Consider the following 25,016-nt stretch of genomic DNA (forward strand, 5'->3'; position numbering starts at 1 on the left):
ACTTATTATGTAAAAACTTAATTTATTTGATAAGTATTTAAGCAATTAAATCCTTTTTTATCTTCATTTTTGGTACTATAGATGGCTTTACCTTCCATTAATTCACATACCTGGTTTGTAGTTAATGAATTTAAGCAAGCAGGCAAGGTAAGGCCTTGGCAAGTACTAAAAATGTTAGACTGCGATTTAATTGCCTGGTAATGACTATCCTTCCATTGGGTTTCATCAGTTGTATAGTAAGTAGTAAAATCTTGCATAACTAAGTTATCGTTTAGTTGAAATATCTTCATGGCAGGATTGTTATAATGACGGCGGCTAATAGAAGGCGCTGAGTAGGCATAGATATGTTTATCATTTTTTAAGGTAATTTTTCTTAATTCATCATAATGACTATGTGATGTTAACAAAGAGATTTGCTGATAATTTTGCTGATAGGTATTTAATAGTGCAATAAATTCATTCTGTGGTTTTTGCTGCCAAACCATTTGATTGCGGTAATCAAGGCCAGGTTCTTCATGCATGGCAATTAATAATTGCTTCGCTTTATGATTTTTTAGTTGTGCTGCTAACCATTTTAATTGCCGGTCAGCATCTATCTCTTGATTTAAATAAGGTGACATCCAGAAAGGAAGTTTAGCAAATTGTGTGGTATTTAGAACAATAAGTAAAATATCTTTATTATCAGGTAAAACATACGTTGTGTAATAGCCATCACTTTCCATGGCTGTTTTATCAATAATTAATTTATCGCAATAAGCACAAGCGCCTTGCCAATCATAAGCATAAGTAAGTGGTGACTTTCCCTCTTTGGCAAAGGGCTGATAATTTCCTGTTAACGAATCATTATTACCAGGAATATAAAAAATAGGCTTATGCTCTGTATCAGCTAAATATAAATCATGAAATATTTTTGTCTCCAAGAGAGCTTTTTTAGCATCACTCATCATAAGTGAATGCGTAGGTAAATCGCCTAGTAGCAAAATAAAATCAGCCTTTTTATGTAAGTCTGTAAATTTAGGTAGGGTTGTATTCCATAATACATCTCCTGTATCGTAGCCATTCCCAATCTTGTTAGTTGTACCGTAATGAATATCTGAAATAGTTAAAAAGCTAGGGGCAGCAGACCATAGATAAGTAGAAAAAAGTAAAAGACAACTTGCTAATTTTAATCTGTTCAAGGAATATAATAAAAAGTTTAATTTTGTTCATTATAATAAATAATGATGAAGATACAATGGAATAAATTAAGTTTAGAGCGCTTTCTATTATATACATTTGTTTGTTGCCACACTTTCCCTTAAAATTACCGCTTTTCTTAAATTGGGTTATTGTATGTCTGATTTTTATGAAGATTTCACTAAAAGACGAACATTTGCCATTATTTCCCATCCAGACGCTGGTAAAACAACAGTAACAGAAAAATTATTGTTATTTGGTGGTGCTATTCAATTAGCAGGGACGGTAAAAGGGCGTAAAGCTGCACGTCATGCAACTTCTGACTGGATGGAAATGGAAAAAGAGCGGGGAATTTCTATTACTACATCCGTTATGCAATTTGTACACAATGAACATGTAGTTAATCTTTTAGATACACCTGGGCATGAGGATTTTTCGGAAGATACCTATCGAACTTTAACAGCAGTGGATTCAGCACTGATGGTTATTGACGTAGCTAAAGGCGTTGAAGAACGAACTGTTAAACTCATGGAAGTGTGTCGGCTGCGTGATACGCCCATTATGACGTTTATCAATAAATTAGACCGTGAAGGGCGCGAACCTATTTCTCTACTTGATGAAGTTGAAGAAGTTTTAGGCATTCAATGTGCACCAGTCACCTGGCCTGTAGGTATGGGTAAACGATTTAAAGGTATTTATCATTTGTATCAAGATAAAATATATCTTTATCAAACTGGAAAAAATGCAGAGAAGCAGGAAGCTTATCAAATTGCGGGTTTAGATAGTCCTGAATTAGATCAATTACTTGGTGATATGGCGCAAGAATTGCGTGATGAAATCGAGTTAGTTAAGGGTGCTTCCCATTCTTTTGATCTAAATGACTACTTAGCTGGTAAATTAACCCCTGTTTATTTTGGCTCAGCGATTAATAACTTTGGCATAAAAGAACTGTTAGATGACTTTACGCAATATGCGCCAGGCCCACGACCACGCCAAGCTAGCGAACGTAAGGTTGCTCCAGAAGAACCCAATTTTAGTGGCTTTGTATTTAAAATTCAGGCTAATATGGATCCTAAACACCGCGACAGAATTGCATTTTTAAGAATTTGTGCGGGAACCTTTAAACGTGGGATGAAATTAAATCATTTACGGTTAGGCAAAGAGGTAACCATTGCTAATGCATTAACCTTTATGGCCGGCGATCGCTCTCACGCTGAGACTGCAATGGCAGGCGACATAATAGGACTACATAATCATGGTACTATTCGTATTGGAGATACTTTTACGCAAGGTGAAGTCTTAAAATTTACTGGTATTCCTAATTTTGCGCCAGAATTGTATCGGCTTGTGCGTTTGAAAGATCCTTTAAAAAGCAAAGCGTTGTTAAAAGGTTTGATTGAATTATCCGAAGAAGGAGCTACACAAATCTTTAGGCCCTTAAATAGTAATCAATTAATTTTAGGTGCTGTTGGCGTATTACAATTTGATGTAGTTGCCCATCGCCTTCGTCATGAATATAAAGTAGATTGTATTTACGAAGCAGTTAACATCAGTTGCGCTCGCTGGGTATATAGTGAAGATGATAAAGCAATGCAAGAGTTTCGTACTAAAGCGTATGATTATTTGGCGCTAGACGGTAGCGATTCGTTAATTTATTTAGCTCCAACGAGGGTAAACTTAACTATGGCGGAAGAGCGATATCCGAAAATCCAATTTTTAGCCACAAGAGAACATTAAATTAAAGCACCCACAATCCTTTTATCTGACATTTCCGCTTTTTACCTGTCATTTCCGCGTAGGCGGAAATCTATCTTCACACTGGCACTGTGCTTAGAAGAAAATAGATTCCCGCCTACGCGGGAAAGACATAATAAAAATCTAGTTTGATAGTTCTAAACCTTAATAGGCCGTTATTGCAAAAGTTCTGTCATTTACAAGATTCATATCATTTGAATAACTTTGTCGTTGCCAAAGACTTGTCATTTCCGCGTAGGCGGAAATCTATTCTAATACTTGCACGGTGCCTTTAAGAAAATAGCTTCCTTTCTACGCGGGAGGATAGGGCTATTTTTAAATTGATGTTATTAAGTGATCTATCACACCAAATACAGCTTTTAGATATGTTGATGTAAGTTAAGCTAATTGTGGTTTGCCTAAATCATAGGTTGACAACGCTAAGGAGTCACTTAAATTTTTAGTATGCTCATCTATAGATTTAAAGAGGTGATAACGCGTTAACTTATTAGCAGTACTTCCACCAGCTAAAAGACTAATAATAGCGCTTCCTATGGCTGTACCTATTATTAAACCTTGCGTTGTACCTGCAGCCATCGTGAGTGGTCCAAATATTAAACCACCTAGAAATAGACCAACTGCTGCACCTAAAATTGCTCCTGTTAAGGCACCACTTAATGTGCAAGCTGCTATTATGATGTCTTGCTTCGTAGAAGTAGCAATACAGTCTTCTTTATACTGGTTAGCTATATTAATAAAATTTACTATGTGTTTGCTGGCTTCATAAAGATTACTTAGTGGTATCTTGCTTAACTTAGATTTAGTATTAACAAATTCTTTTAAAAGGTTATCCGTCTTCTTAATAATAGGGTTAACTTCTTTAGCAGTCTCTTCTAACTTATTTTTAAGGAAAGCACGACATACTTGTCGATTGAGTCTGACTTTAATTTTTTCTAAGTAAATACTACTGTCAGGATCATAGACAATATTAAGATGTAAATTATCTATTGCTTTGAGTGTATCAAAAAGTAGTAAGTTCTCTTGTTTTAAATGATAAAAAAATTGTCTAATTAGTTTATCTTTTAATTTCTCTTGCGGCTCAATAGCTTGACTATAGCTATCCATTAAATTGCGTTGGGTACTATAATCTAATTTGCAAAAGTGATCTAGAAAAAGTAATTTGGCGTGTTCTTGACGATTGGTAAAATTTAATTGCAGAAATTGCTTGATTCGATTGCCTAGTAAATTAAGATTAGCTAATTCTTTTTGTGAGGCATTTAAACCTATACGTTGGGCAAAGTGTAATAAAACTTCTGGTTTGTCCTCATAGGTGAGGAATGCTTTATCAATTTCCTTATTAATGAAAGAAGCTATTTCATTTTTATCAATCATGGCAAAGCGTGCTAATGTTTCAAAAAAATAAGTAGCACCACTAGTTAAAGCTGTCGAAATTTGATTCTGATAAGCCGGTGGACCCTCATAAGAGGGATAGTAGCGAAATAAATTATGTAGCGCTTTGATATGAATTTTGCCATCCAATGTACGCCGACTAGGCAGACGAAAATCGCCAAGGGCGCCACCAAAATCAATTTGGACCGCGTGAGTATTGTTAATATTTGGTATTAAATAATAGTGGTTATTATGTTTAATTAAGGCTTCTTTATATTCTTCAATATCTGGCTCACGAGCTATACGAATTTGATAATAGTTAATGCCCTTAATTTTTATCGTGGTAACTTTACCTAAATGATCTATGGGTTTTGCTTTTTGGACACAATATCCGCTATAACCATTGTTTTCATAAAGAGGGATTAACTCTTCATCACTTGAGGAAACGATAGGTATTGCACCAATATTTTTAAAATGGCTGTCTGGATCATCAACGATAGCTCGTAGTGCTAACCCGGGAGTAAGAGCAGTATAGCGTCCTGCCTCAATTATGGTATCAGTACAGAAATCATGTTTAAGATAGCCTGGTCTTTTGTGAGGCAAAGTATTTATTTTTCTACCAGCTACTTGACGTAAATTTTGATAAGCAGGTAGTTGATAGGCAAGATAAGCATCTAAAAATAAATCGCGGTAACCATTAAATATTTTAGAGCCAATATAAATTTGCTTTCCCTCTGCAGAGTTTCTCGTAACATAGGAAACATTAGCAATAATATCTGGATCTTCACCAATTTTTTGTGCAATAAAACGCATAAATTGACTTGAAAAAACTTCGCAGATATTTTTATCTTGTTTAAAATCTTGTTTTAAATAGTAATTAGAAATGATATTTGGGAGGGTAGTCATAGTTATTGGTCATCTAACTTTTAAACACGAATAATATCTCGCGCAAGGTTAAGCCACATTATAATTAAAAAATGTTAATATTCTAGTCATATTGAGCCTTTTGTAATTAAAATTATTTTTTAAGCTTTTTCATGGCTTTAAAAGTAAATTTTCCTCAGGTGCTATAATCTACTCATTATTGCGAAATTGCTAGGAGAGCTTACTTGAAGCAGCAAAAGCGTATCTGGTATCAAAGCTTTGTTGATGCAAACGAGCAGAAAAATTACATCAAACATTTACAAGCTTATCTAGATACTTATGCTGATAAAAATTTTAAGTTTGCCGTTCATGGCTTAACCCCACCAGATAAAAATCTCCATCCTTTAACAGAATTTCGCTGTGCGGCGCAAACGATTTGTCATGCTATCCAGGCTGAGAAAGAAGGCTTTGACGCGTTTGTAATTGGTCACTTTCAAGAGCCTGGTATTAATGAAATTAAAGCTATTCTTGATATTCCGGTTATTGGTTTAGGGGAAGCAAATATGCTTTATGCCTGTAGTATTGGGCGTACAATAGGGCTTGCAACCATTAACCCTATCTTTATTCCTTGGCATGAAAATCAAATTAATTATTATGGGCTGCAACAACGCATTACGGCCGTTAGCGCGGTTAATGCCGAAGTGGACGACTTCGAACAAGCATTTAAAGATGAAACAGTCTATCGACGCTTGCGAGATGATTTTATAGCGCAGATTAAACCTATGGTAGCACAGGGCGTTGAAGTAATTATCTTAGCAGGTGGTTTACCTATGCTTTTGTTAGCCAGGCAAAAGAATTTAACTATTGATGGCGCTGTTATCGTTAATGGAATAGCAGTCTGTGCAAAATTTGCTGAAATGGCGCTAAAATTACAGGAATTAACGGGTAACTTTATTAGCCGCCGAGCCACCTACCAAAAAGCCAATTCACAAACTATTGACGAATTTTTACAATTATTTCCTAAGCGCGAATAAAATCTCCTAATTTTCGCTTTTCTTTCCTGCTTCTGGCAAAATTAGCGCATATATTTAGATGGATAATTAATGATGCAACCAAAAGTTATTCTTATTACAGGCTGTTCAAGTGGTATCGGTTATGATTCAGCACTGGCCCTAGCAAAACGTGGCCATAAGGTTATTGCTACCTGCCGCAAAGCTCCTGATTTAGAGCGATTAAAAGCTCAGGGCTTAGAAGCTATACTATTAGATGTAAATGACTCTCACTCCATTGAACAAGCATTTAAAGAGGTGCTAGCAAAAACGTCCGGTCGTTTAGATATTTTAATTAATAATGCAGGCTTCGGTCAGGCAGGAGCTCTTGAGGATATTTCACGTGAAGTACTACGCGCTCAATTTGAAACCAATGTGTTTGGCTTGCTTGAAGTAACACGCGCCGCAATTCCAATTATGCGGCAACAGGGTTCTGGGCGAATCATTAATATTAGTTCTATTTTAGGGCTTATTAGCATGCGTTTTCGCGGCGCTTATAATGCTTCCAAATATGCTGTTGAAGGCTTAAGTGATACCTTAAGGCTTGAGCTTGCTCCATCGGGGATAAAAGTGATTACCGTACAACCTGGCCCCATAGAAAGTAAATTTAGAGACAATGTGCTTGATTTCTCGCTAACAAAAATTGATCTAGAGCATAGTCACTTTAAAAATGAATATAATTATATGCTTAGTTCCTATCGACAACAGAAGAAAAATTCACTTTTTACCAAAAAAACAGAAGCTGTTATTGATAAATTAGTCCATGCTATTGAATCACCTAACCCTAAAGCAAAATATTTAATTACTTTTCCTGCGCATCTTTTTGCGATATTAAAACGTATTTTAAGTACTAAACAGTTAGACAAAATACTTAGTATGGCTTCCAAAAAAGAAGTTAGAGCGCAAGAAGACATTTAAGTTTTGATCAATCTATTTAGCCTGAAGCTAATATTATTTGATGAAATTATAATGGACGAAAATTTAGCAAATATTTAGTTAAAAATTAAACCCAATTACATAAAATAAGTATTTTATGTTTTTATTTAGTACGTATAAATATTTCTTTATTGATGTTAAGGTTTAATTAATTATTGTATTAAAAATAATCAAAAATATAAATAATTATACAAAATAATGGCTAAAAATTTTAGAATTTAATCTTAGCTTAAGCTTACTCACGTATAATTTGATCATTATTTGTTCTTTGTGAGTCCTTTTATGCCTTCAGTTATATATCGTAAGACACCTTTTATAGAAGAAATTTTAAAAATTTATGAGGAAGGAAAGGGTGATATTTCAGGAAGCATCATATCTCATGATCTTGATCAAGTTCAAGGTTGGTTGGCATACCTACATCTAGCCAATCAGAGAGGGGCTATACAAGGGTTAAAATTACCAACTCCAGGTGGATTATCAGAGTTAACTTTAGCTATTGCTATGCAAAATAAGGAAGACGAGGAGCTAAAGAGGAAATGTCATTATTATAATTTTGTTTATAATACGTGTGCTCAATATATTGCTGATAATCAAAAGCGCTATTTTGGTAGTGCTAATTTAGCTGATATTTCACATGGTAAAGTGATTGCCATGGCGCTATTAGCTCACTTATGTGAGCAAGCATTAAAGTGTCCTAATGAAAGGGAGAAATATCATAATCGTATTCAATCCTTTGTAAAAAGACTATTAAAAAATCCAGAAATTCAAAAGAGTCATAGCAATGATACTAACTATCTTTCCTGTCTTTCTGCATTACAAAGAATTTATAGTGAAGAAATGGAAATACATAAACCGGAACCTGGTAATCGAGTAAAAGAATTTTATACTAAAGTTAGTAAAACGTTGACATCCTTAGGGGAAATGACTCGAAGAACAAATAATCTTCTCTTTCCTTTATTAAGTTCGCAAACTACTGTTACGCTATCAACATTGCTTGATCTTGCGCCAAGTAAAGGCCCTATAACTACCGAAGAAGCCAAGCTTCTAAATGACCCCATAATTAAACAAGTATTTATAGACCCAGTCTTTTCTTATGAAGAGCTATATCAAAATTTATATAAAGGTTTAGCTTATAAATTAAAGCCAGAACAAAATTATTTATTAAAGGCAATAGAAAAAAATAAGAAAAATCTAATTGAATTAATTCAATTACGCGATAGATTGATGGTTCTGACAGAAGAGCTTAATAAAATTTATAAATTGGCTAATCAAAATGGGGTTAACTTTTTTCATCAATTCCTTAAGCTAGCCAATCCTTATTTACTTGAAATTGATCGGGTAAATAAGTTACTTCACAATGCTATCGAGCAATTCGATATAGATTGTTACCAAGTTTATACGGAAGGAAAACGCAATGGTACAATTAACACAGAGTGGCAAAGTATTTTTTCTGATAAAGTGCCACTAGAGCAAGCTAAAGAACAGTTTAAAGTCGTGTATCAAAATTTGAATGAGACCTTTACTGCCATTCCTTTTGATTTTTATCAAGCATTTGTAAGTCTTCATGACGATGCTACTGCAGTAGCTAAGCGAGGGCAAAGCTTATTTGGAGCTCAATTTGCTGATCTTACAGAGAGCACTTTTTCAAAAGATATTGATAAAGCCCAAAACACAGAGTTAAAACGTCAAGATGAGCTATTAGTAAGTCGCTTAGAGGCGATTATCGTTGAATATGTTGATTTACTTAACAAAGCACAACAAGCAAAATCTTCAGCGGATCAAAATCAAGAAGAGTTAGAAAAAGTAATAGCATTATTAACTTACCGCAAAGAGGTCATGGAACAAGCTCTAAAGGCTTTCAAACAAGATAGACAAGATTCACAACTTGATGATTGGGTGCTTATTGAAATTGATAGAGGTGCAAGTGTCATTTGTGAAGAAGATCAAAATGGCTTTTTGCAAATATTTAAAAAATATTTAACACTAGGCTCTAAGAGCACCGAAGAAATCGAGAAACTTAAGCAAACATTGAAAGAACATAAGCAAGAAATTGAAGAAGCTAACAGAAAAATTAAAGAATTAGAGCATGAAAAGAGCGATTTAGATTCTAAGAATAAAAAATTAGAAGAAGAAGTTGCTAGACTAAAGGAAATAGAAATTAAATTTCAGGAGGAAAATGCTAAATTACAAGTAGAAAATAAAAATAAAGATAATATTACCCGCATTATAAGGTCCCCTATATTTATTACGAGAGAGAGAATTTGCTCTATAAGATTTGATAATTTTTGTGAATTTTTAAACAAAAAACTTACTCCGGACTTAAACCAAGGCATGGCTACTGTAGTAGATAATATACAAACTATTCTTATAGAGGTTGGTAAAGTTAGGGAAGCTTATAAAAGTGACTCTAAAAACAAAGATGCAACATGGTTTTTTAGCCATAACCAGAATGGGGCAAAGAATGCTGAAGAAGTTATAGAAACCTTTAAAGCTCATTTACAAAGTGAAGTAGTAAAAGAGATACAGAAATTTATAATAGATGTAAATAAAGTAGGTAATGTAGATAATAGTCAGCAAGTAATAGCGCAAAGATTAGAAAAATTATCAAAGGATTTAGGTCAAATTATTGTTAAAAATATAAGTTCAGCGTTAGCTAATGAGCGATTTAGTAGTCATAAGCAATATTCTTTCCGTAACTATCTGCGTCATTTACACGCCGAGCTCGTAAAAGATGATCGCACTTTTGCTAGTAATTTATTGGAAGCTAATCCTGATCAAATAAAGAACTTAAGTAATAATGTAAAGAATGCTGTAGCTGGTAATTTTAGTCGTGAAGACTTAGATGATTATTCTAGAACGGCATTAATGGGATTTAATGCTAATTAGATTATGATTTATGCTTTTTATTTAATCAATTAATTTTGCTGACCTAAAGGATTACTTTATTAACTAGCCCCTCTTTCAGGATAGAAAGAGGGGCTAGCTCACTTAAATACACTAAGAAACTTGACATTTAGTCTTGATAGAATGAACACCAATATTGGTTAATTCTACTTGTGCAGCAGCCTCAGCTACTAAATCAAATGAATCACCGTTACGAACAATAATATCTACCTCATCGCCAGCATTAATGACTTTGCCATTAACTTGACCTGAGCGGTATAAACCTTTCACATGAAGCGTATTGCTTTCATCTTGAGTTTGTACTTTACAAACAGCATGGACTTTAAAAATAGTAAAATTAGTAAAAACTTCTGGCTTGTTAGCCGCTAATTCATATTCTACGCTTGCCTGTGGGCTTAAGCTATGAGTCATTGCCATGGTTGTATTACTTATTAAAGCACCTGCACATAATAAACTTAGAGCAATTTTTCGCATTGAAATATCCTTTATAGAAAAAAATGGCTCTAAGATACCCTTAAATTTTAACTATGGCAATTATGATTTACCTGAGTCTACTTTTTTAAATCCTTAGCAATAAAACAATCTGACTTAAAAATTAACTATTAATTAACTTTTAAGCCTATTGATTGCTATAAATTTGCTAACGCTTTAACAATCGATTCGGTCATCGCTTTAGCATCACCAAATAACATGTAAGTGTTATCCCGATAAAATAACTCATTTTCAACACCGGCATAACCTGAGGCGAGGCTACGTTTGACAAACAAGACAGTTCGAGCCCTTTCTACCTCTAAAATAGGCATACCGTAAATAGGTGAACTAGAATTAGTCTTTGCCGCAGGATTGGTAATGTCATTCGCACCAATTACAAAAGCAACATCGCAGGTTGCAAAATCGGAGTTAATTTCACTTTGCTCAAAAACGCGATCATAAGGAATATTTGCTTCAGCTAATAAAACATTCATATGACCAGGCATGCGTCCTGCAACCGGATGAATGGCAAAACGTACCCGAATAGAACGCTTTTCAAGTGCATCCATTAATTCTTTAACAGCATGCTGCGCATGAGCAACAGCCATGCCATAACCAGGAACAATAATAACGTCTTGGGCATTACTTAATAAAAAGGCAGCGTCTTCACCATTGGCTTGCCGCACGGATTGATTATCTCGTTGACTACTAACCGCATTATCATCGTGCGTTGTATTAAAGCCACCAAAAATAACATTAATAATGGAGCGATTCATGCCGACACACATGATATAGCTTAAAATAGCTCCACTTGCGCCAACTAAGGCGCCTGTAATAACTAAAAGATTATTATTTAAAGTAAAACCAATGCCCGCGGCAGCCCACCCTGAATAGGAATTAAGCATTGAAATGACAACAGGCATATCTGCACCCCCAATAGGGATGATTAAGAAAATACCAATTAAAAAGGCTAAAATCGTTAGCGTTAGGAAAATACTGAGTGATTGCTGCATAACAAATACAATAAGTAAAGCTACAATAGCGAGCGCAATAATTAAATTAATCCAAGCATGACCTATGAAACGGATAGGTTGGCCAGACATAATGCCTTGTAGCTTTAAAAAGGCAATGACTGAACCAGAAAACGTAATAGCTCCAATTATTAACCCTAAACTCATTTCAATTAAACTTTTAAACTCAATATTTCCTGGTAGTCCAATGTGAAACGAAGCAGGGGAGAGAAACGCACAAAAAGCAACTAAAACCGCCGCCAAGCCGACTAATGAGTGAAAGGCTGCCACCAATTGCGGAATAGCCGTCATATTAATTTTAAGTGCAATAAGGGTTCCTACTATGCCGCCTGCAGCAATTAAACCAATTAACAGTAAATGATTATCAATAGTTGGCATCATAAGTGTGGCAACTACAGCAATAACCATCCCTAGTATACCGAGTAAATTTCCGCGCCTAGCTGTAGTCGGGCTTGCTAAACCTTTTAAGGCCAAAATAAAGAAAACAGCTGCAATTAAATAAAGAAATGAAATTAGTGAAGTCATAACATGATCCGTTGTTATTTTTTATACATCCTGAGCATCCGTTGCGTTACAACAAAGCCGCCAAAGATATTAATTGCGGTAACAAAAATAGCAATCCCGCCTAGAATAGTAATTGTTCCTAACGCCGTGCTACCTGCGGCAATTAAAGCACCCAAAATAATAATACTAGAGATAGCATTAGTCACCGACATTAATGGGGTATGCAGCGCTGGAGTTACTTTCCAGATAACATAATAACCAACAAAACAAGCTAAAATGAAGATAGTTAAAATAGCAATATAATCATTCATAGTAACCGTATGATTTAACATGTTAAACCTCCGTGGTTGATTGAAATGGCATGTATTTTCCTTCATGACAAAGTAGCGCTTGCTGAATTATTTCATCTTCTACTTGAAAAACTAACGAAGTAGGTGCAACGGTTATTAAACGAACTAAATTTAAAATATTGTTGGCATAAAGTTCACTAGCTGTAGCAGGTACTAAACCTGCAAAATTACTATAGCCAACGATCGTAACATCACCACATTTAGTTATTTTATCTTTCTCACTTAATTCACAATTACCACCTCTAGAAGTCGCTAAATCAACAATCACAGAGCCTGCCTTCATTTCGGCAACAGTATGGCGAGTAATTAAAACAGGGGCAGGCCGGCCTGGAATAAGAGCAGTTGTTACGACGATATCAGCTAATTTCGTATATTTGTGAATAAGTGCTGCCTGGCGCGCTTTATAGCTTTCACTCATTTCATGAGCATAACCGCCAGCCGTTTCAAGATCAGCCCCATCTTCGACTTCAATAAATTCAGCACCTAGGCTTTCAACTTGCTCTTTTGCTGCACGGCGAACATCAAAGGCATAAACAACAGCGCCTAGGCGTTTAGCTGTAGCGATAGCCTGAAGCCCCGCAACTCCTGCACCTAAAATTAAAATTTTAGCGGGTTTAATCATACCTGCAGCAGTCATCATCATAGGGATAGCACGATTAAAATGATTAATACCCTCAAGGACTGCTCGATAGCCTGCTAAATTAGCTTGTGAAGATAAGCTATCCATCGCTTGAGCACGGCTAATTCGTGGAATTAGATTCATAGAAAAAAGGCTTATTCTCTGTTGACAACACCATTTAATTAGCTCACTCTCAGGCTCATTATCAATAGGTGCAATAATAAGTGCTTTCTCCGGTAGATTGGCTAGTAAGGTAGGATCTGGGGTGTTAACAAAGGTCAAGACATTAGTATTATTTAATAATTCTTGTCGATTATCGCTGATAGTTGCTTCGGCTTCTTCATAAGCTTTATCATTAAAACCAGAAGCAAGGCCTGCATTTTTTTCGCAATAAACTTTAAAACCTAATTTAGTATAATGCTTAACAATAGATGGAGTAATGGCAACTCGAGAGTCTGCTGGACTTTCATTTAAAGCAGCAATAATCATAGCTAATCCTTTAACTAAATAATTTATCGTATTGTAAACAGATAAATTTTGCTACTCTTTATCGCAATTTGAAAATAAATTTATGAAATTAGCTTATCAATTTTATCAGAACCTTCTTTTATAAAATTCTAAACGTAAATTAAAAAGCTCTATAAAGGTTAGCATCCTTGCTATGGCATTACTTTGAAAGTAATTCGTTAGTGCTAAGAAATAAATTTAACTTTTCTAGATGTTTCTGAAACTGGGCTGGTACTTTCTGAAGAAGGTATGTGACTAAAAAAAGAAACTGCTGGAGAGCCAACAGGCGAGCTAATATCAGGTTTTTTAGCATGGCTAAATCCATCGCCAGTATAAGCTTTAACTGTTACCCCTTTGATATCCCTTTCTTTAAATTCGTTTGCAACGCGTCCTAGTAAGCCTTCTTTATCCTCAGCAGAACCTTTAAGTCCGGCTGTGTTATAGCCCATTAGCACAACTTCTTGAATGCCTCTGTATGTTTCTATACAGGCAGCGATTTGACTTGGCTCAACATTTGCAATTTTTGTTGAAGTACTAAGTGTTGGCCCCATCAAAACCAACTTAGCTCTCATGTTAGGAATTACATCATTTGCCATCGCTAACACTTCCCTAACAGTTTCAAAATGTAGAGAAGATAAACGTACACATTGGCCTGAATGTTTTTCTTCGCTATACGATTCGTAAGCTTCTTTAACATTATCTTGTAAGAAAGGCGGGGTAATAACTAAATTAGTTTTACCTTTAACGTGCGTTGTTTTCAGGAGTTCTTTTACTAAGAGTTCTGCATCATCTTGATACTCAGCTGGTACCACAGACATTAAAGTAAGATCTGATTTAAGAAAATGTTCCAAACCTAATTTTTTAATCATAAAACTTTTTATAGCATCGTTATGAACATTTCGTATTCCATCAGGGTATTTGCGAGCAAAAGCGATATAAGTATCTTCCTCTTCTTTAGAAAAGTTTGTACCATGAAATGGTAAATGAAAGCCTATATTTTCTCTAAGTTGCGGCTCATCATCCTTATCAATTAATCGGCGAAGAAGTGTAAGGTAATTGCTATATAAAGTACCATTGGCTGGAGAAATCTGGCTTAGAGGTTCTAAAACTGCTAGGTGATTGATAGCAGCAGCTTTTTCCAATAATTTTAATTGGTTTTCTGTTAATCTTTGCGCTGTGGAGATATTGGGCATCGGTAAAAAATCTAATTCTTTTGAAGTGAAGTAGCGATGATTAAGCGCTATTAAATAAATTTCTAACTGTTCATTAGATATTTTATTGGTATCTGCTGAACGCGAAACTAATGTTAATGCTTCAGGCGATTGTTCAACAGCGCTTTTATAAAGGCTAAAATAATCTGCCGGCTGAAGAATTAAATGGGTAGGGATAGCTCTTAGCTTTCGCCAATCTCTACTCACTTCGATTTTATACTCTTCTAACGTTTGCATAGTAAACCTATCGCATTACAACTTTCTTCCTACTATAAAGATTTTTTATTAAGATAGTATTAAATATAATAGTACAAATAGTAAAAAATTTGTAAAAATTGTATATTAATAAGCATGTTAAATGCAATTATATGATATTTAAGGAAAAAGTCACCGCTGATAAATTAATAATTAATTGATTGATTAATATATTAATTTAATCTAAATTAGCCTGCTTGCAAGTCCAATAATATCAATATGGAAATTCTCTGCTTTTTAGCTGGAGTGGTTTTGATTTATACAAAATCAATATATCCAGTCTTAATTATTATGGTTGCTCTTTGGCTAAGAGCCAGCTGGTATATTGTCTTTTGGTTTAGCTTGGCAATACTTTGGGCTTACCTGCATCAAGCTTCAATGGCTCGTGAGGAAACAAAAGCGCCTAGGGTTATACAGCATGCCGCTATGGTCGGTGAAATTGCATCTATTCCAATCGTCACAGAATTTAAAACTCAATTTAAATTTCATCTACGACAATTAAATCAAAAACCGGTGAAGGCTTATGTTTTATTAACCTGTTTTAATCATTGCCCAGTTTTTAAAGTCGGTCAGCTATGGCAATTACAAGCTAAATTAAAACGCCCAGAAAACTTAGGCAACCCGGGCCATTTTAATTTTCGGGAACGTCTTCAAGCCGAGCATATTCAGTGGGTAGGGTATTTAAAGCCAGGCCAAAATCAATTATTGAGAGCAAAGCAGCAAAATAACATGCTGGCAATTCGTGAATCACTTGCGGCGAGATTAGCATTACTGCTACCCAATAGTAGCACATTAGGGATTATAGAAGCTTTAACGCTAGGATTAACCAGCCATATTGATAAGTCACAGTGGGAATTATTTCGCCATACAGGAACCACCCATCTAATGGTTATTTCTGGGGCACACATTTATTTAGTAGCTAACCTTTTCTATCATTTGATGGATTGGTTCTGGCGGCGGTCCAGTTATCTTTGTTTATATCGTCCAGCCATGCAAGCAGCCAGTTTAGGTGGCTTATTGATGGGCTTTTTCTATGCGCTGTTAGCTGGATTTGCTATACCTGCGCAACGAGCTGTTATTGCCTGTACTGTTTTGTTGCTTCGTTATTTTTCTAAACGCTATTATTCCAGCTGGCAAGCTTGGCGTTATGCTTTAATGCTCATTATTGTTATTGAGCCACATGCGGTTTTACTTCCTGGTTTTTACTTATCTTTTATCGCTGTTGCTATTTTAATGGTTGCAAGCCAGCGTATTCCTTATCAAGGTTTAAAAAAATTAATTGCCCTACAAGCGGCCTGTTTAATTGGTTTGCTACCTTTTACTCTTTACTGGTTCTCTTATGGTGCGCTTAATGGCCTTTTCGCTAATTTAATAGCTATTCCATTGGTAGGTTATTTAATAGTTCCTTTAAGTCTATTGAGTTTGTTATTAAGCCAGTTAACGACACAGCCTTGGGTATTATGGCCTACAGATTACTTAATCAAAGGATTATTAATTTTTTTACAAGCAATAGATAAGTTTAATTACCTTAATTTAAATTTTTCCCTTGTTAATTTTTCAAACTTATTTGCGCTTAGTAGTGCACTTGTTATTTTATTTATTCTTCCTCTTAGAAGCTGGCTTGCAGGTGCCAGCTTGTTAATATTAGCGGTACTGTTTCCTTATGTGCCTAAATTAAAACCAAACACTGCTCGCCTTGATGTACTTGATGTAGGCCAAGGCCTAGCCATTGTAATTAGTACCACAAACCATGTGCTGCTATATGATACTGGTATGAAATTTTATCAAGGTGGTGATATGGCACAGATGGCTATAATTCCTTATCTAACAACGCGCGGAATTAAAAAAATTGATAAGATTATTATTAGTCATTCTGATTTGGATCATCGAGGTGGGCTTGCCTCAGTAGAAGATAAATATGGCCAAGTGGAATTGTTAGTAGATAACCCTCAATTCTATCACCGCGGCACCAAGTGCCATGAATATGCTACTTGGCAATGGGATGGTATTACTTTTCGTTTTTTACCCATCTATCTATCGAAGAAAAATAAAAATAATTCTTCTTGCGTATTACAAATTATTACACCCAGTGGCAACGCTTTAATAACAGGTGATATTGAAAAGGAAGCAGAACGCTATTTAATAAGGCATTACCCCAAACAGTTAGCGTCAGATATTTTAGTTGTTGCCCACCATGGCAGTAAGACCTCTTCGACTGATGCTTTTATTGCGCAAGTACTACCAAAATTTGCACTTATTTCAGCAGGCTTTGACAATCGCTATCATTTTCCTCATCAGCAAACGCTTGAAACTTTAAAACGTTATAATAGTAAAATTTTAAATACTATAGATTGCGGTATGATAACTGTTGAATTTAATACTAATAGTCAGGGTATAAAGCCTAGCTGTTATAAAGCTCATTAAAAGATTATTGGCTAGGTTAAGATTTCTATTTAAATTCAACGCGTACACATTTTGCCAGGCACTCCGCGCTTTCGCTATCAGCGTGCTCGTTTTGCTTTATACTTTTTATTTCGTAGTTTTCTGCTTCTAATAGTTTTTTTCTATCAATATTATCTTTGCCTGTGCTCCAAAATGTCTGATTATGATCACCGGCGTAAACAGAAGCACCAGAATGTATGGAATAAAAACGTAACTCTTTCGTGTCGGCATAGACAACGCCAACATAGGCTTTAATTGTTACAGGCCTTACTTTTTTTGCTTGCAATTCTTTTACTACTCGTCCTAACAAGCATTCAGCATCTATTTTTTTAATGTCGTCATCTCGTAACGTTATGCAACGTAAAAAGGGATATTTTTGCTTATTTCGTTTATATAATTCTGGAACAGTGCGATCGAATTTAGATAGCTCATTATCTGTAAGGTCAATAATTTTTTCCACTTGCCAAGCTTGTAAAGGTTTCTTTTTTGTGCGTAGGATACATAAGGGATCTTTATCACTAGGTAACTTAAGCTCATCGATATCGCCTATATTAACTAATTCAATTATCTTGCCGAATTGGTTCTTAGTAATCGTGTAGCCTGTAACTTGATCATGATTTATAAAAAATAGTTTAATAGGTTCGGCCAAAACTAAAACAAAGCCGCTCGTTAAACCTATATTTTTTATTATCCTAATTAAGCTTTGCTGACTAGTGCTTGCATTTTGTAATATTTTTTCATGAGATAGGCAAAAACTACTTGTAGTGCTCTGCGGTATAGGGCTAGTTGGTGTATTTTTTTCTTCTTCCGTTTTTTTTAAAACGGCAGTTTTACATCCTAATAAAATAACTTCTTTAATACGTGGACATAAGTTAATACATTCTAAAATTTTGCTAGCATCAAAGTTATTAATATCGTTTGAATTATTAAGCGTGTGACCAATAAAAGTTAAGTGAATATCCTGCTGGAGTGTTGAACATAGCTTTAAAACCACACTAATTTGGTTATAGTCAGCAGTTATACGCGCACATTTACCTTTACGTTTTGGATGATTACAATAAGTTTCATAAGCATCTTTAAGTTCATTTTCTAAAATATTTGGCGTTACAATCAAATAAGTTTTATCTTTAAACTGTTCCAAAATAATGCTTTCCGCTTCTTTTTTAAATTCCGCGGGAACAGCATTTATTAAGGTAAAGTCTGCTAAAATAAAATGCTTTAAGCCTAAAGCATTAATAACTATTTTTTCTATAGTTTCATTTTTCAGATTTTTAAAGCCTAGAGGATATTTTTGGACAAAATAGATATAAAGTGCTTTTTCTTTTTCGGAGAAATCTTCATTTTTTTTAGAAAAAAAGAGGCCTAAGCTTTCTTTAGGAAGTGAAGATTCCTTCTCAATTAACTTTTTAAAAAAATCTAAATATTCATTATATAAAGGCGTATCTCGCTTAATCATTCCAAGATGATTAAGTATATATAAAGGGCTAATTAAAACTGCTTTTTCTAAGAGCTTTAGTTGATTTACAGTGAAATTTTTAGCAATAGTAATGTCAGGCAGCGGTAAAAATTCAACATAGATTGATGAGATAAGTGGGTTATTTAAGGCTGCTAGATATACTTTTAAATAATCATCTGAAATTACATTATCCTTAGGTGGCTTAATAAACTGCAAAGCAGCCGGACAGTCCTTAACAGCAATAGTACAGATCTCAAGGTATTCTTTAAAACTATCACTATCTTCAGCAGGGATTAAGTTTTGCGGAATATCTTGTAATTTATGCCAATCCTTTTTAACTTCCTCTTTATAATCACTTAATGTTAGCATCAAATTTGCAATCTACAGCCTTTTAATAACTATAAAAAATATGAGTTAAGGCAATATTAAATAAAGTAATCAAAGTTGTAAAATATTTGTAATAATTTATTAAAAAATAGTTAATTATATTAAAGGTTGCATTTATTGATAAATTTTTATACAATTTGTATTTATTTTTATAAATCATTTACTTAATAAATTAACTTACTTAAATTAGCAAGTTTGCTATTTGACTAAAGTTGTTATGAAAAATCTTTAGCATTTTTCTGGAATAGAATTGTTTTAAGGTTAAAATCAAGTTGATAACTTGTTTTTAATTTTACTCTAGTCATTGTATTAACGTGTAAGTTAATTAGAGCTGGCATTAAGTATTGACATTAAAATGTCCATTATGTACTATGCGCGCACTAGGGATTTGGATGTCTTATTAATGCGTTTATTAGTTAGTTTTTGCTTAGCAGGTCTTTTTTATACCTCTACTCTTTTCGCCGTTTCCTCTAGTGGATGTGAGCAACAACAGTGCGTAGTAGTCATTGATGTTGGCAGCACCGGTTCTCGTTTACATCTTTATTCCTATGATTTAGATAAAACTAACTCTCCTATTGAAATTACCGAGCGTTTTAATAAAAAAATTAAACCAGGCTTTGCAACTATTGAAGCCAATGAAGCAACCATAGATGCTTATTTAACTATTCTTTTTTCAGGCGTTCCTGAGTCAAACTATCCTGTCTATTTTTATGCTACTGCTGGTATGCGTCTTTTGCCACAAGCTAAACAGCAACAACTCTATAGCCTTGTTAACAATTGGTTTCAAACTCATTCTAATTGGCAACTCGCTGCTGCGAAAACAATTAGTGGTAATGATGAGGGCTTATATGGTTGGCTTGCTTTAAATTACCGCTTAAATAAATTATCAGATGACAAGCCGGTAGGCTATATGGATATGGGTGGTGCTTCAGTGGAAATCGCATTTCCCATAATCAGCAATCAAGCTAGCAATTCAAAAGATGTTAAAGACATTGATTTATATGGCAAGCATTTTAAAGTCTACATTCACAGCTTTTTAGGGCTTGGACAAACCGAAGTAACTCACCAATTTTTAGATACCAATAGCTGTTTTATTAAAGATTATGAAATGCCAACAGGTGAGCTTGCAAGTGGAGATGCTTATCAATGCAAAAGTGAGGTGTCTGCATTGATGAATGCAGTACATCATGTTAATCAAGTTGTTCAACCAATATTAAGCTCAACTACAGTGACCAATTGGTATGTGGGCGGTGGCTTAGAAGAACTCGCTAAGAGTCAACCGTTTACTTTTTCTAATAATCACTTCACAAGCCAAGAACTACTTGAGCAAGCCAATTCCTTAGTTTGTAATCAACAGTGGCAAGATTTAAGTGCTCAATACGCAGCCAACGACTACTTATACGGTTATTGTCTCTTTCCAGCCTATTATTATGCATTAATGGTTGACGGCTATGGTATCAAACCTGACCAAGCTCTAAATTACCTACCTAGTGAGCAAAGTACCGACTGGAGCTTAGGCGTGGTATTACAGCAAAAAGTCTAGTTAAACTTGCTTAGTTATTTTAAAGTTGTGCTGTTAATTTAAAAATTACTGAGAATTAATAAAAGGAATTTAGCATGGAGCACAATCTATTACATGACCTTTTCAGCACTACAGCCTCCCCCTGGGTTATTTTTATTCGCTTAAGCGTTGGGTTGGTTTTCTTTACCGAAGGGCTACAAAAACTTATTTTTCCTGAACTTTTTGGCAAAGGCTGGTTTAAATCCTTAGGACTACCTTTTCCACAATTCTTAGGTCCCTTAGTAGGCTGGCTTGAGTTAATTTGTGGCTTCTTAATTCTTTTAGGATTATGTACTAAGATTGCTTGCATTCCGCTAATTATTCTAATGATTATTGCTCTAATAACCACTAAACTTCCTATTTGTTTTGGTGGCAAATTAGGAATTTTCCATGTACACGAAGTAAACCGTTACGGCACATGGAGCTTCCTACACGAATCCCGATCTGACTGGGCTATGCTTATGGGCTGCTGCTATTTATTAATAGTAGGCGCCGGCAGCTGGTCCTTAGACGCCTATTTGAGTTAGCCAAAGAAGGAGCATAGCCCAAACTTGCTCCCCCAAACCCCCAAGTATATACTTTAAAAACTGCCGTTGTAGCTCAGTCGGTAGAGCGATTGACTCGTAATCAATAGGCCAGCGGTTCGATTCCGCTCAACGGCATAGAACTGAAAAGGGTTTTCTTCTGTAAATTAAATTTTAATAATCATTTGGGTACACTTTAGGGTACACTTAGCAAATTAAAGGGTCTTTCCCAAATCCGAGGGCACTTCGGCCATCCACATAGCACTGTAACTCGTAACTTATAATTTCAAGATAAATAAATTAATATGACTTAGTTTATTAAGATAAATATAGCTAAATTATTAGCTATTGCCTCATGTGTTTAGAGACTTTTTCAATTATAAATTATTTAGATAAGCAAAAATAAAATGAATATAGAGTTAATTAAAAATAAGGATTGGAAACAGTTTCGAACATTAAGACTCGAAGCTTTACTTTCAAACCCAGAAGCATTTGGCTCTTCTTTTGAGGAAGAGGTTAATTTATCTGATAAAGAATTTGAGATAAATTTTAATAAAAGTACTATCTTTGGCGCTTTTGAGGAAAAGGATTTAATTGGTTGCGTTGGTTTTTTTATTTATTCTTTTTTAAAAATGAAGCATAAAGGCGCTGTTTTTAGTATGTATACTAAGCCAGAATATAGAAATTTAGGTGTTGGAAATGCTCTGTTGCAATATGTTATTGCATATGCAAAGGATAAAGTTATGCAACTTCATTTAACTGTGGTAACAACTAATCGAGCGGCAATTGAATTGTATCAAAAAAATGGTTTTACAATATATGGCACTGAACCTCGGGCTTTAAAAGTAAATGATCAATTTTATGATGAGCATTTAATGGTATTAAATTTATTTTAGAGATGTTTTAAAGTTACATAAATAAATTAGAATTCCTACCTCAAATTAGAAAATAGAATTAATTGTACAGGCAACTTAAGCCCCAAAATAGGGGCTTAATACCTTGAAAAAACATAAATCTCACCATTCGCTTCAACCGAATAATAATCACTAAGAAACAAATCACGAGCGAACGCTTCGTAATCTAAGTAACTTACTAAATTATCCGGTATCGCATGGCTATAGCATTCTTCCAAAATATGCCAGGCAAAATCGACTTCTGAATCATAAGCGCCAAGATAACATTCATTCATCATAAGAACTGCTTCCTCAAAGCCAACATTGGCAATAAGAGCTTGCCCTAGTTTGCCGTATGTTGCCATGAAGTCAGCATATCTAGAGACGGTTTCTATGTCTTCAGATTCGCTAAGATGGATATTCCCGAATCCTTCATAATCATGAAGTGCATAGTCGCCAGCTTCTTCAATGGTACTTTTAGCTAACATCGTTTGGATTTCATCACTAATCTCATCAGCATGTTGATTAGCATTAATCCAAGCTCCGTGTAAAATGCCATGGTTGTAAGAGGCCAGGCATGCAACATAAATGCTTGGGGTAAGCATCTTGCATTCTCCTTAATTAAATAGATTAATAAACAGACTTATATCCCTTAAATGATGAATAGTTAAAAGGAGACATCTACTGTATTGTCTTGCAACATGTCTCGCAGGTTAGCAATGTGACTGTCAGCAACATTTGTTGGAGCTTGATTAGCCTTTTCTTGCCCTAAACACTGTATATTACTCACCACAATACTAATAGAGTGGCGGTTATTGCCATCTTCATCAGTCCATGGATTTGAGCGAAGCTTGCCTTCAACAAAGACTAAACTTCCTTTCTTTAAATATTCAGTGACTTTAGTTAAAGAGCCAAAGAAGACCAGCTGATGCCATTCAACTCGCGTATGCCGTTCTTCCTTAATTTTGAATGACTCATTTGTCGCTAACGTAGCCGTAACTAATGACTGACCACTCTTACAAGTGATAGTTTTTGGTTCCGTACCTAAATGACCAATAAGTTGAATTTTATTTAAAAAAGCAGTCATCGTGTTCTCCTAGTTGTTTTTAAGTAAAAGCACCACAGGAAAACTTCCGCATCAGCAGTAGTTTTTCTGTGATGCGGAAAGACAGCTAAATTCAATCAGTGGTAAGCAGATACATGTTGCTTAAAATCTGCAAGGACGAGCTCAACTTGTTGAATGTCATTTAAAGTCCACTGCTCACGAAAGTGACGCAAAGCATTTAAACAATAAATTAATTCAGCAAGTAAGTGCTCAATGTCTCTTTCTACAGTGCTTGTATATTGCATGATCTCTCCTTTGAACCAAAGAGACTGATATCCCAAAGAGAATAGTTCAATCCCTATTGGTTATGCATAGAAAACATCACCGATTCGTCGGTTGGTTTTGCCAAGTTATTAATGAAAGTAGGCGTAAGCCTTCCTTGAGGGTAAGTACTGAAACTTAATCCATGAATTAAATCTAAAAACATCAGATTTAATGGTTTTCCCGACTAAACGTTCTGCCATAGGATTAGGGAAGAAGATGGCATTTACAGGACTAGAAATCTAGTTTCGCCATAATTTCACTGGCTCGTCAGCTGTATTAATTTGATTCTAGCAAGCCAAAAAAAGAAATCAATAGCTATTCAAAAAATGTAACTAAATTTACCTATTTGATATCAAAAGATTGTTAATCATATTAACCAAGTTAGTGTGATAAGTGATTTAAGAACGATCTCAAACAGCCTGCTATTGAGCCAGGATGATCTTGTTGTACAGTTCGAGTTTGATCCATTGTTGCATTATAAATACGTTCATAACTCAGTGCCGCAAAAATACCATTTAATTGATTTGTAATAGTTAAGGATTCTAACAACTGTTGCTCATTATATAACTCTAACCAAGGAGTAATACATTGCCGTTGTAATTCTTTATATATTTTGTCATCTTGTTTTACCTCATTAAAATAAGTTATGTTCCACAAGCACCCATTTAGAGAGAAAAATGGATGGGAAATAACTGTTTCTCCCCAGTCAATAATGCTGATTTCATTCGTGGTTTTATTAAGTAGCATATTATTTTCATGGAAATCACAATGATTAATTGTCTCTGGTAATTGATATTGAGATAAGACCTCACATAAATTGACACAGGTTTTATAGGATTCATTGAGTTGATTAATTTCTTTTTCAGATAAGCCATCATTAATTAATAATTCTTTCTGCTCTATAAGCTTAAAGAATAATGAAGGAAATTTTTCAAGCCGCCAATCAGGTATGCCTAAGGCTAATAGCTGTGGTAGTTTGCTTTCTAATGTTCGTTGGATTTTTGTATAGTTAGAAATGCCAAGGTTGAGCAGATTTAAATCAACTTTCCTTTTAAAAAGATGACGTAATGATTCCTCGCCACAAGATGTCATCAAAAAGCAATTTAAAATTTTATTTTCAGCAATGATTTTAGGAATATTTTGGCATGTCTGTTTATTAAAATAGGTTAACGTCTTAGGCTCTAGAAAGAGGGATTTGGGTGTTTGTTTTAAGTAAAGCGTCTCTTGATTTGTAGTTATTTTATATACTACAGAATAAGATGTTTCAACAATCTTTTCATAGTTATTAATGTCGAATTTAAGGTTAGCCTTTAAGTATTCAAAAGCCCATTGAAGCAGCGATTCTATTTTCAAGTATTTTTTGTTCACAGTCTGATAAAAATTG

Annotated in this window: 20 protein-coding genes and 1 tRNA gene; 9 read left to right on the forward strand and 12 right to left on the reverse strand. The window is 34.7% G+C overall.

Going from position 1 to position 25,016, the window contains the following annotated elements; translation table 11 throughout:
- Positions 1-17: 17 nt before the first annotated feature.
- On the reverse strand, positions 18-1,178 hold the full coding sequence (locus tag ACNVED_RS05050; RefSeq protein ID WP_419420670.1) for a metallophosphoesterase: 1,161 nt from the start codon (positions 1,176-1,178) through the stop codon (positions 18-20).
- A gap of 154 nt (positions 1,179-1,332) precedes the next feature.
- Between ACNVED_RS05050 and ACNVED_RS05055 the strand changes: the two genes are divergently transcribed.
- Positions 1,333-2,913: a peptide chain release factor 3 gene (locus ACNVED_RS05055; RefSeq protein ID WP_419420671.1), complete on the forward strand. Its 1,581-nt coding sequence runs from the start codon at positions 1,333-1,335 to the stop codon at positions 2,911-2,913.
- A 396-nt stretch (positions 2,914-3,309) separates the two neighbouring features.
- Here ACNVED_RS05055 and ACNVED_RS05060 read toward each other — a convergent pair whose 3' ends face one another.
- Entirely contained in the window at positions 3,310-5,205 is a 1,896-nt protein-coding gene (locus ACNVED_RS05060) for a hypothetical protein (protein WP_419420672.1), read from the reverse strand.
- A gap of 203 nt (positions 5,206-5,408) precedes the next feature.
- Here ACNVED_RS05060 and ACNVED_RS05065 point away from each other — a divergent pair, with 203 nt between their 5' ends.
- From ACNVED_RS05065 to ACNVED_RS05075, 3 genes are all read left to right on the forward strand, one after another.
- Positions 5,409-6,197, forward strand: a complete 789-nt coding sequence (locus ACNVED_RS05065) for an aspartate/glutamate racemase family protein (RefSeq protein WP_419420673.1) — start codon at positions 5,409-5,411, stop codon at positions 6,195-6,197.
- A gap of 72 nt (positions 6,198-6,269) precedes the next feature.
- Positions 6,270-7,130, forward strand: a complete 861-nt coding sequence (locus ACNVED_RS05070; RefSeq protein WP_419421148.1) for an SDR family NAD(P)-dependent oxidoreductase — start codon at positions 6,270-6,272, stop codon at positions 7,128-7,130.
- Between the two features lie 300 nt (positions 7,131-7,430).
- On the forward strand, positions 7,431-10,034 hold the full coding sequence (locus ACNVED_RS05075; protein ID WP_419420674.1) for a coiled-coil domain-containing protein: 2,604 nt from the start codon (positions 7,431-7,433) through the stop codon (positions 10,032-10,034).
- A 111-nt stretch (positions 10,035-10,145) separates the two neighbouring features.
- On the opposite strand, the gene ACNVED_RS05080 is transcribed toward ACNVED_RS05075, so the two are convergent.
- The 5 genes from ACNVED_RS05080 to ACNVED_RS05100 all read right to left on the reverse strand — a co-directional run bounded on the left by ACNVED_RS05080 (position 10,146) and on the right by ACNVED_RS05100 (position 14,982).
- Positions 10,146-10,526: a hypothetical protein gene (locus ACNVED_RS05080; RefSeq protein ID WP_419420675.1), complete on the reverse strand. Its 381-nt coding sequence runs from the start codon at positions 10,524-10,526 to the stop codon at positions 10,146-10,148.
- Positions 10,527-10,681: 155 nt separating this feature from the next.
- Positions 10,682-12,079, reverse strand: a complete 1,398-nt coding sequence (locus ACNVED_RS05085; protein ID WP_419420676.1) for an NAD(P)(+) transhydrogenase (Re/Si-specific) subunit beta — start codon at positions 12,077-12,079, stop codon at positions 10,682-10,684.
- Positions 12,080-12,093: 14 nt separating this feature from the next.
- Complete coding sequence (locus ACNVED_RS05090) at positions 12,094-12,390, reverse strand: proton-translocating transhydrogenase family protein (RefSeq protein ID WP_419420677.1); 297 nt, start codon at positions 12,388-12,390, stop codon at positions 12,094-12,096.
- 1 nt (position 12,391) lies between these two features.
- Entirely contained in the window at positions 12,392-13,516 is a 1,125-nt protein-coding gene (locus tag ACNVED_RS05095; RefSeq protein ID WP_419420678.1) for a Re/Si-specific NAD(P)(+) transhydrogenase subunit alpha, read from the reverse strand.
- Between the two features lie 203 nt (positions 13,517-13,719).
- On the reverse strand, positions 13,720-14,982 hold the full coding sequence (locus tag ACNVED_RS05100) for a hypothetical protein (RefSeq protein ID WP_419420679.1): 1,263 nt from the start codon (positions 14,980-14,982) through the stop codon (positions 13,720-13,722).
- Positions 14,983-15,252: 270 nt separating this feature from the next.
- Here ACNVED_RS05100 and ACNVED_RS05105 point away from each other — a divergent pair, with 270 nt between their 5' ends.
- On the forward strand, positions 15,253-17,424 hold the full coding sequence (locus ACNVED_RS05105; protein ID WP_419420680.1) for a DNA internalization-related competence protein ComEC/Rec2: 2,172 nt from the start codon (positions 15,253-15,255) through the stop codon (positions 17,422-17,424).
- Between the two features lie 25 nt (positions 17,425-17,449).
- Here ACNVED_RS05105 and ACNVED_RS05110 read toward each other — a convergent pair whose 3' ends face one another.
- Positions 17,450-19,267: a hypothetical protein gene (locus ACNVED_RS05110; protein ID WP_419420681.1), complete on the reverse strand. Its 1,818-nt coding sequence runs from the start codon at positions 19,265-19,267 to the stop codon at positions 17,450-17,452.
- Between the two features lie 421 nt (positions 19,268-19,688).
- On the opposite strand from ACNVED_RS05110, the gene ACNVED_RS05115 reads away from it, so the two are divergent.
- The 4 genes from ACNVED_RS05115 to ACNVED_RS05130 all read left to right on the forward strand — a co-directional run bounded on the left by ACNVED_RS05115 (position 19,689) and on the right by ACNVED_RS05130 (position 22,266).
- On the forward strand, positions 19,689-20,828 hold the full coding sequence (locus tag ACNVED_RS05115; RefSeq protein WP_419420682.1) for a multidrug DMT transporter permease: 1,140 nt from the start codon (positions 19,689-19,691) through the stop codon (positions 20,826-20,828).
- A gap of 74 nt (positions 20,829-20,902) precedes the next feature.
- A complete protein-coding gene (locus ACNVED_RS05120; RefSeq protein WP_419420683.1) occupies positions 20,903-21,373 on the forward strand; it encodes a DoxX family protein in 471 nt (156 codons plus the stop codon).
- A gap of 62 nt (positions 21,374-21,435) precedes the next feature.
- A tRNA-Thr gene (locus ACNVED_RS05125) sits at positions 21,436-21,508 on the forward strand.
- Positions 21,509-21,777: 269 nt separating this feature from the next.
- Positions 21,778-22,266 (forward strand): N-acetyltransferase family protein, encoded by a 489-nt coding sequence (locus ACNVED_RS05130; RefSeq protein ID WP_419420684.1) that lies wholly within the window; start codon positions 21,778-21,780, stop codon positions 22,264-22,266.
- A 95-nt stretch (positions 22,267-22,361) separates the two neighbouring features.
- Here ACNVED_RS05130 and ACNVED_RS05135 read toward each other — a convergent pair whose 3' ends face one another.
- The 4 genes from ACNVED_RS05135 to ACNVED_RS05150 form a co-directional block, all read right to left on the reverse strand.
- Complete coding sequence (locus tag ACNVED_RS05135; protein WP_419420685.1) at positions 22,362-22,868, reverse strand: antirestriction protein ArdA; 507 nt, start codon at positions 22,866-22,868, stop codon at positions 22,362-22,364.
- Positions 22,869-22,930: 62 nt separating this feature from the next.
- Entirely contained in the window at positions 22,931-23,350 is a 420-nt protein-coding gene (locus ACNVED_RS05140; RefSeq protein ID WP_419420686.1) for a single-stranded DNA-binding protein, read from the reverse strand.
- Between the two features lie 95 nt (positions 23,351-23,445).
- Positions 23,446-23,613 carry a hypothetical protein gene (locus tag ACNVED_RS05145; RefSeq protein WP_419420687.1) on the reverse strand — a complete coding sequence of 56 codons (168 nt, stop codon included), beginning with the start codon at positions 23,611-23,613 and terminating at the stop codon, positions 23,446-23,448.
- Between the two features lie 400 nt (positions 23,614-24,013).
- Positions 24,014-24,985 carry a phosphotransferase gene (locus ACNVED_RS05150; RefSeq protein ID WP_419420688.1) on the reverse strand — a complete coding sequence of 324 codons (972 nt, stop codon included), beginning with the start codon at positions 24,983-24,985 and terminating at the stop codon, positions 24,014-24,016.
- Positions 24,986-25,016: the final 31 nt, after the last annotated feature.

It is taken from the genome of Legionella sp. D16C41 (genome assembly GCF_048541585.1).
GTDB lineage: Bacteria > Pseudomonadota > Gammaproteobacteria > Legionellales > Legionellaceae > Legionella_C.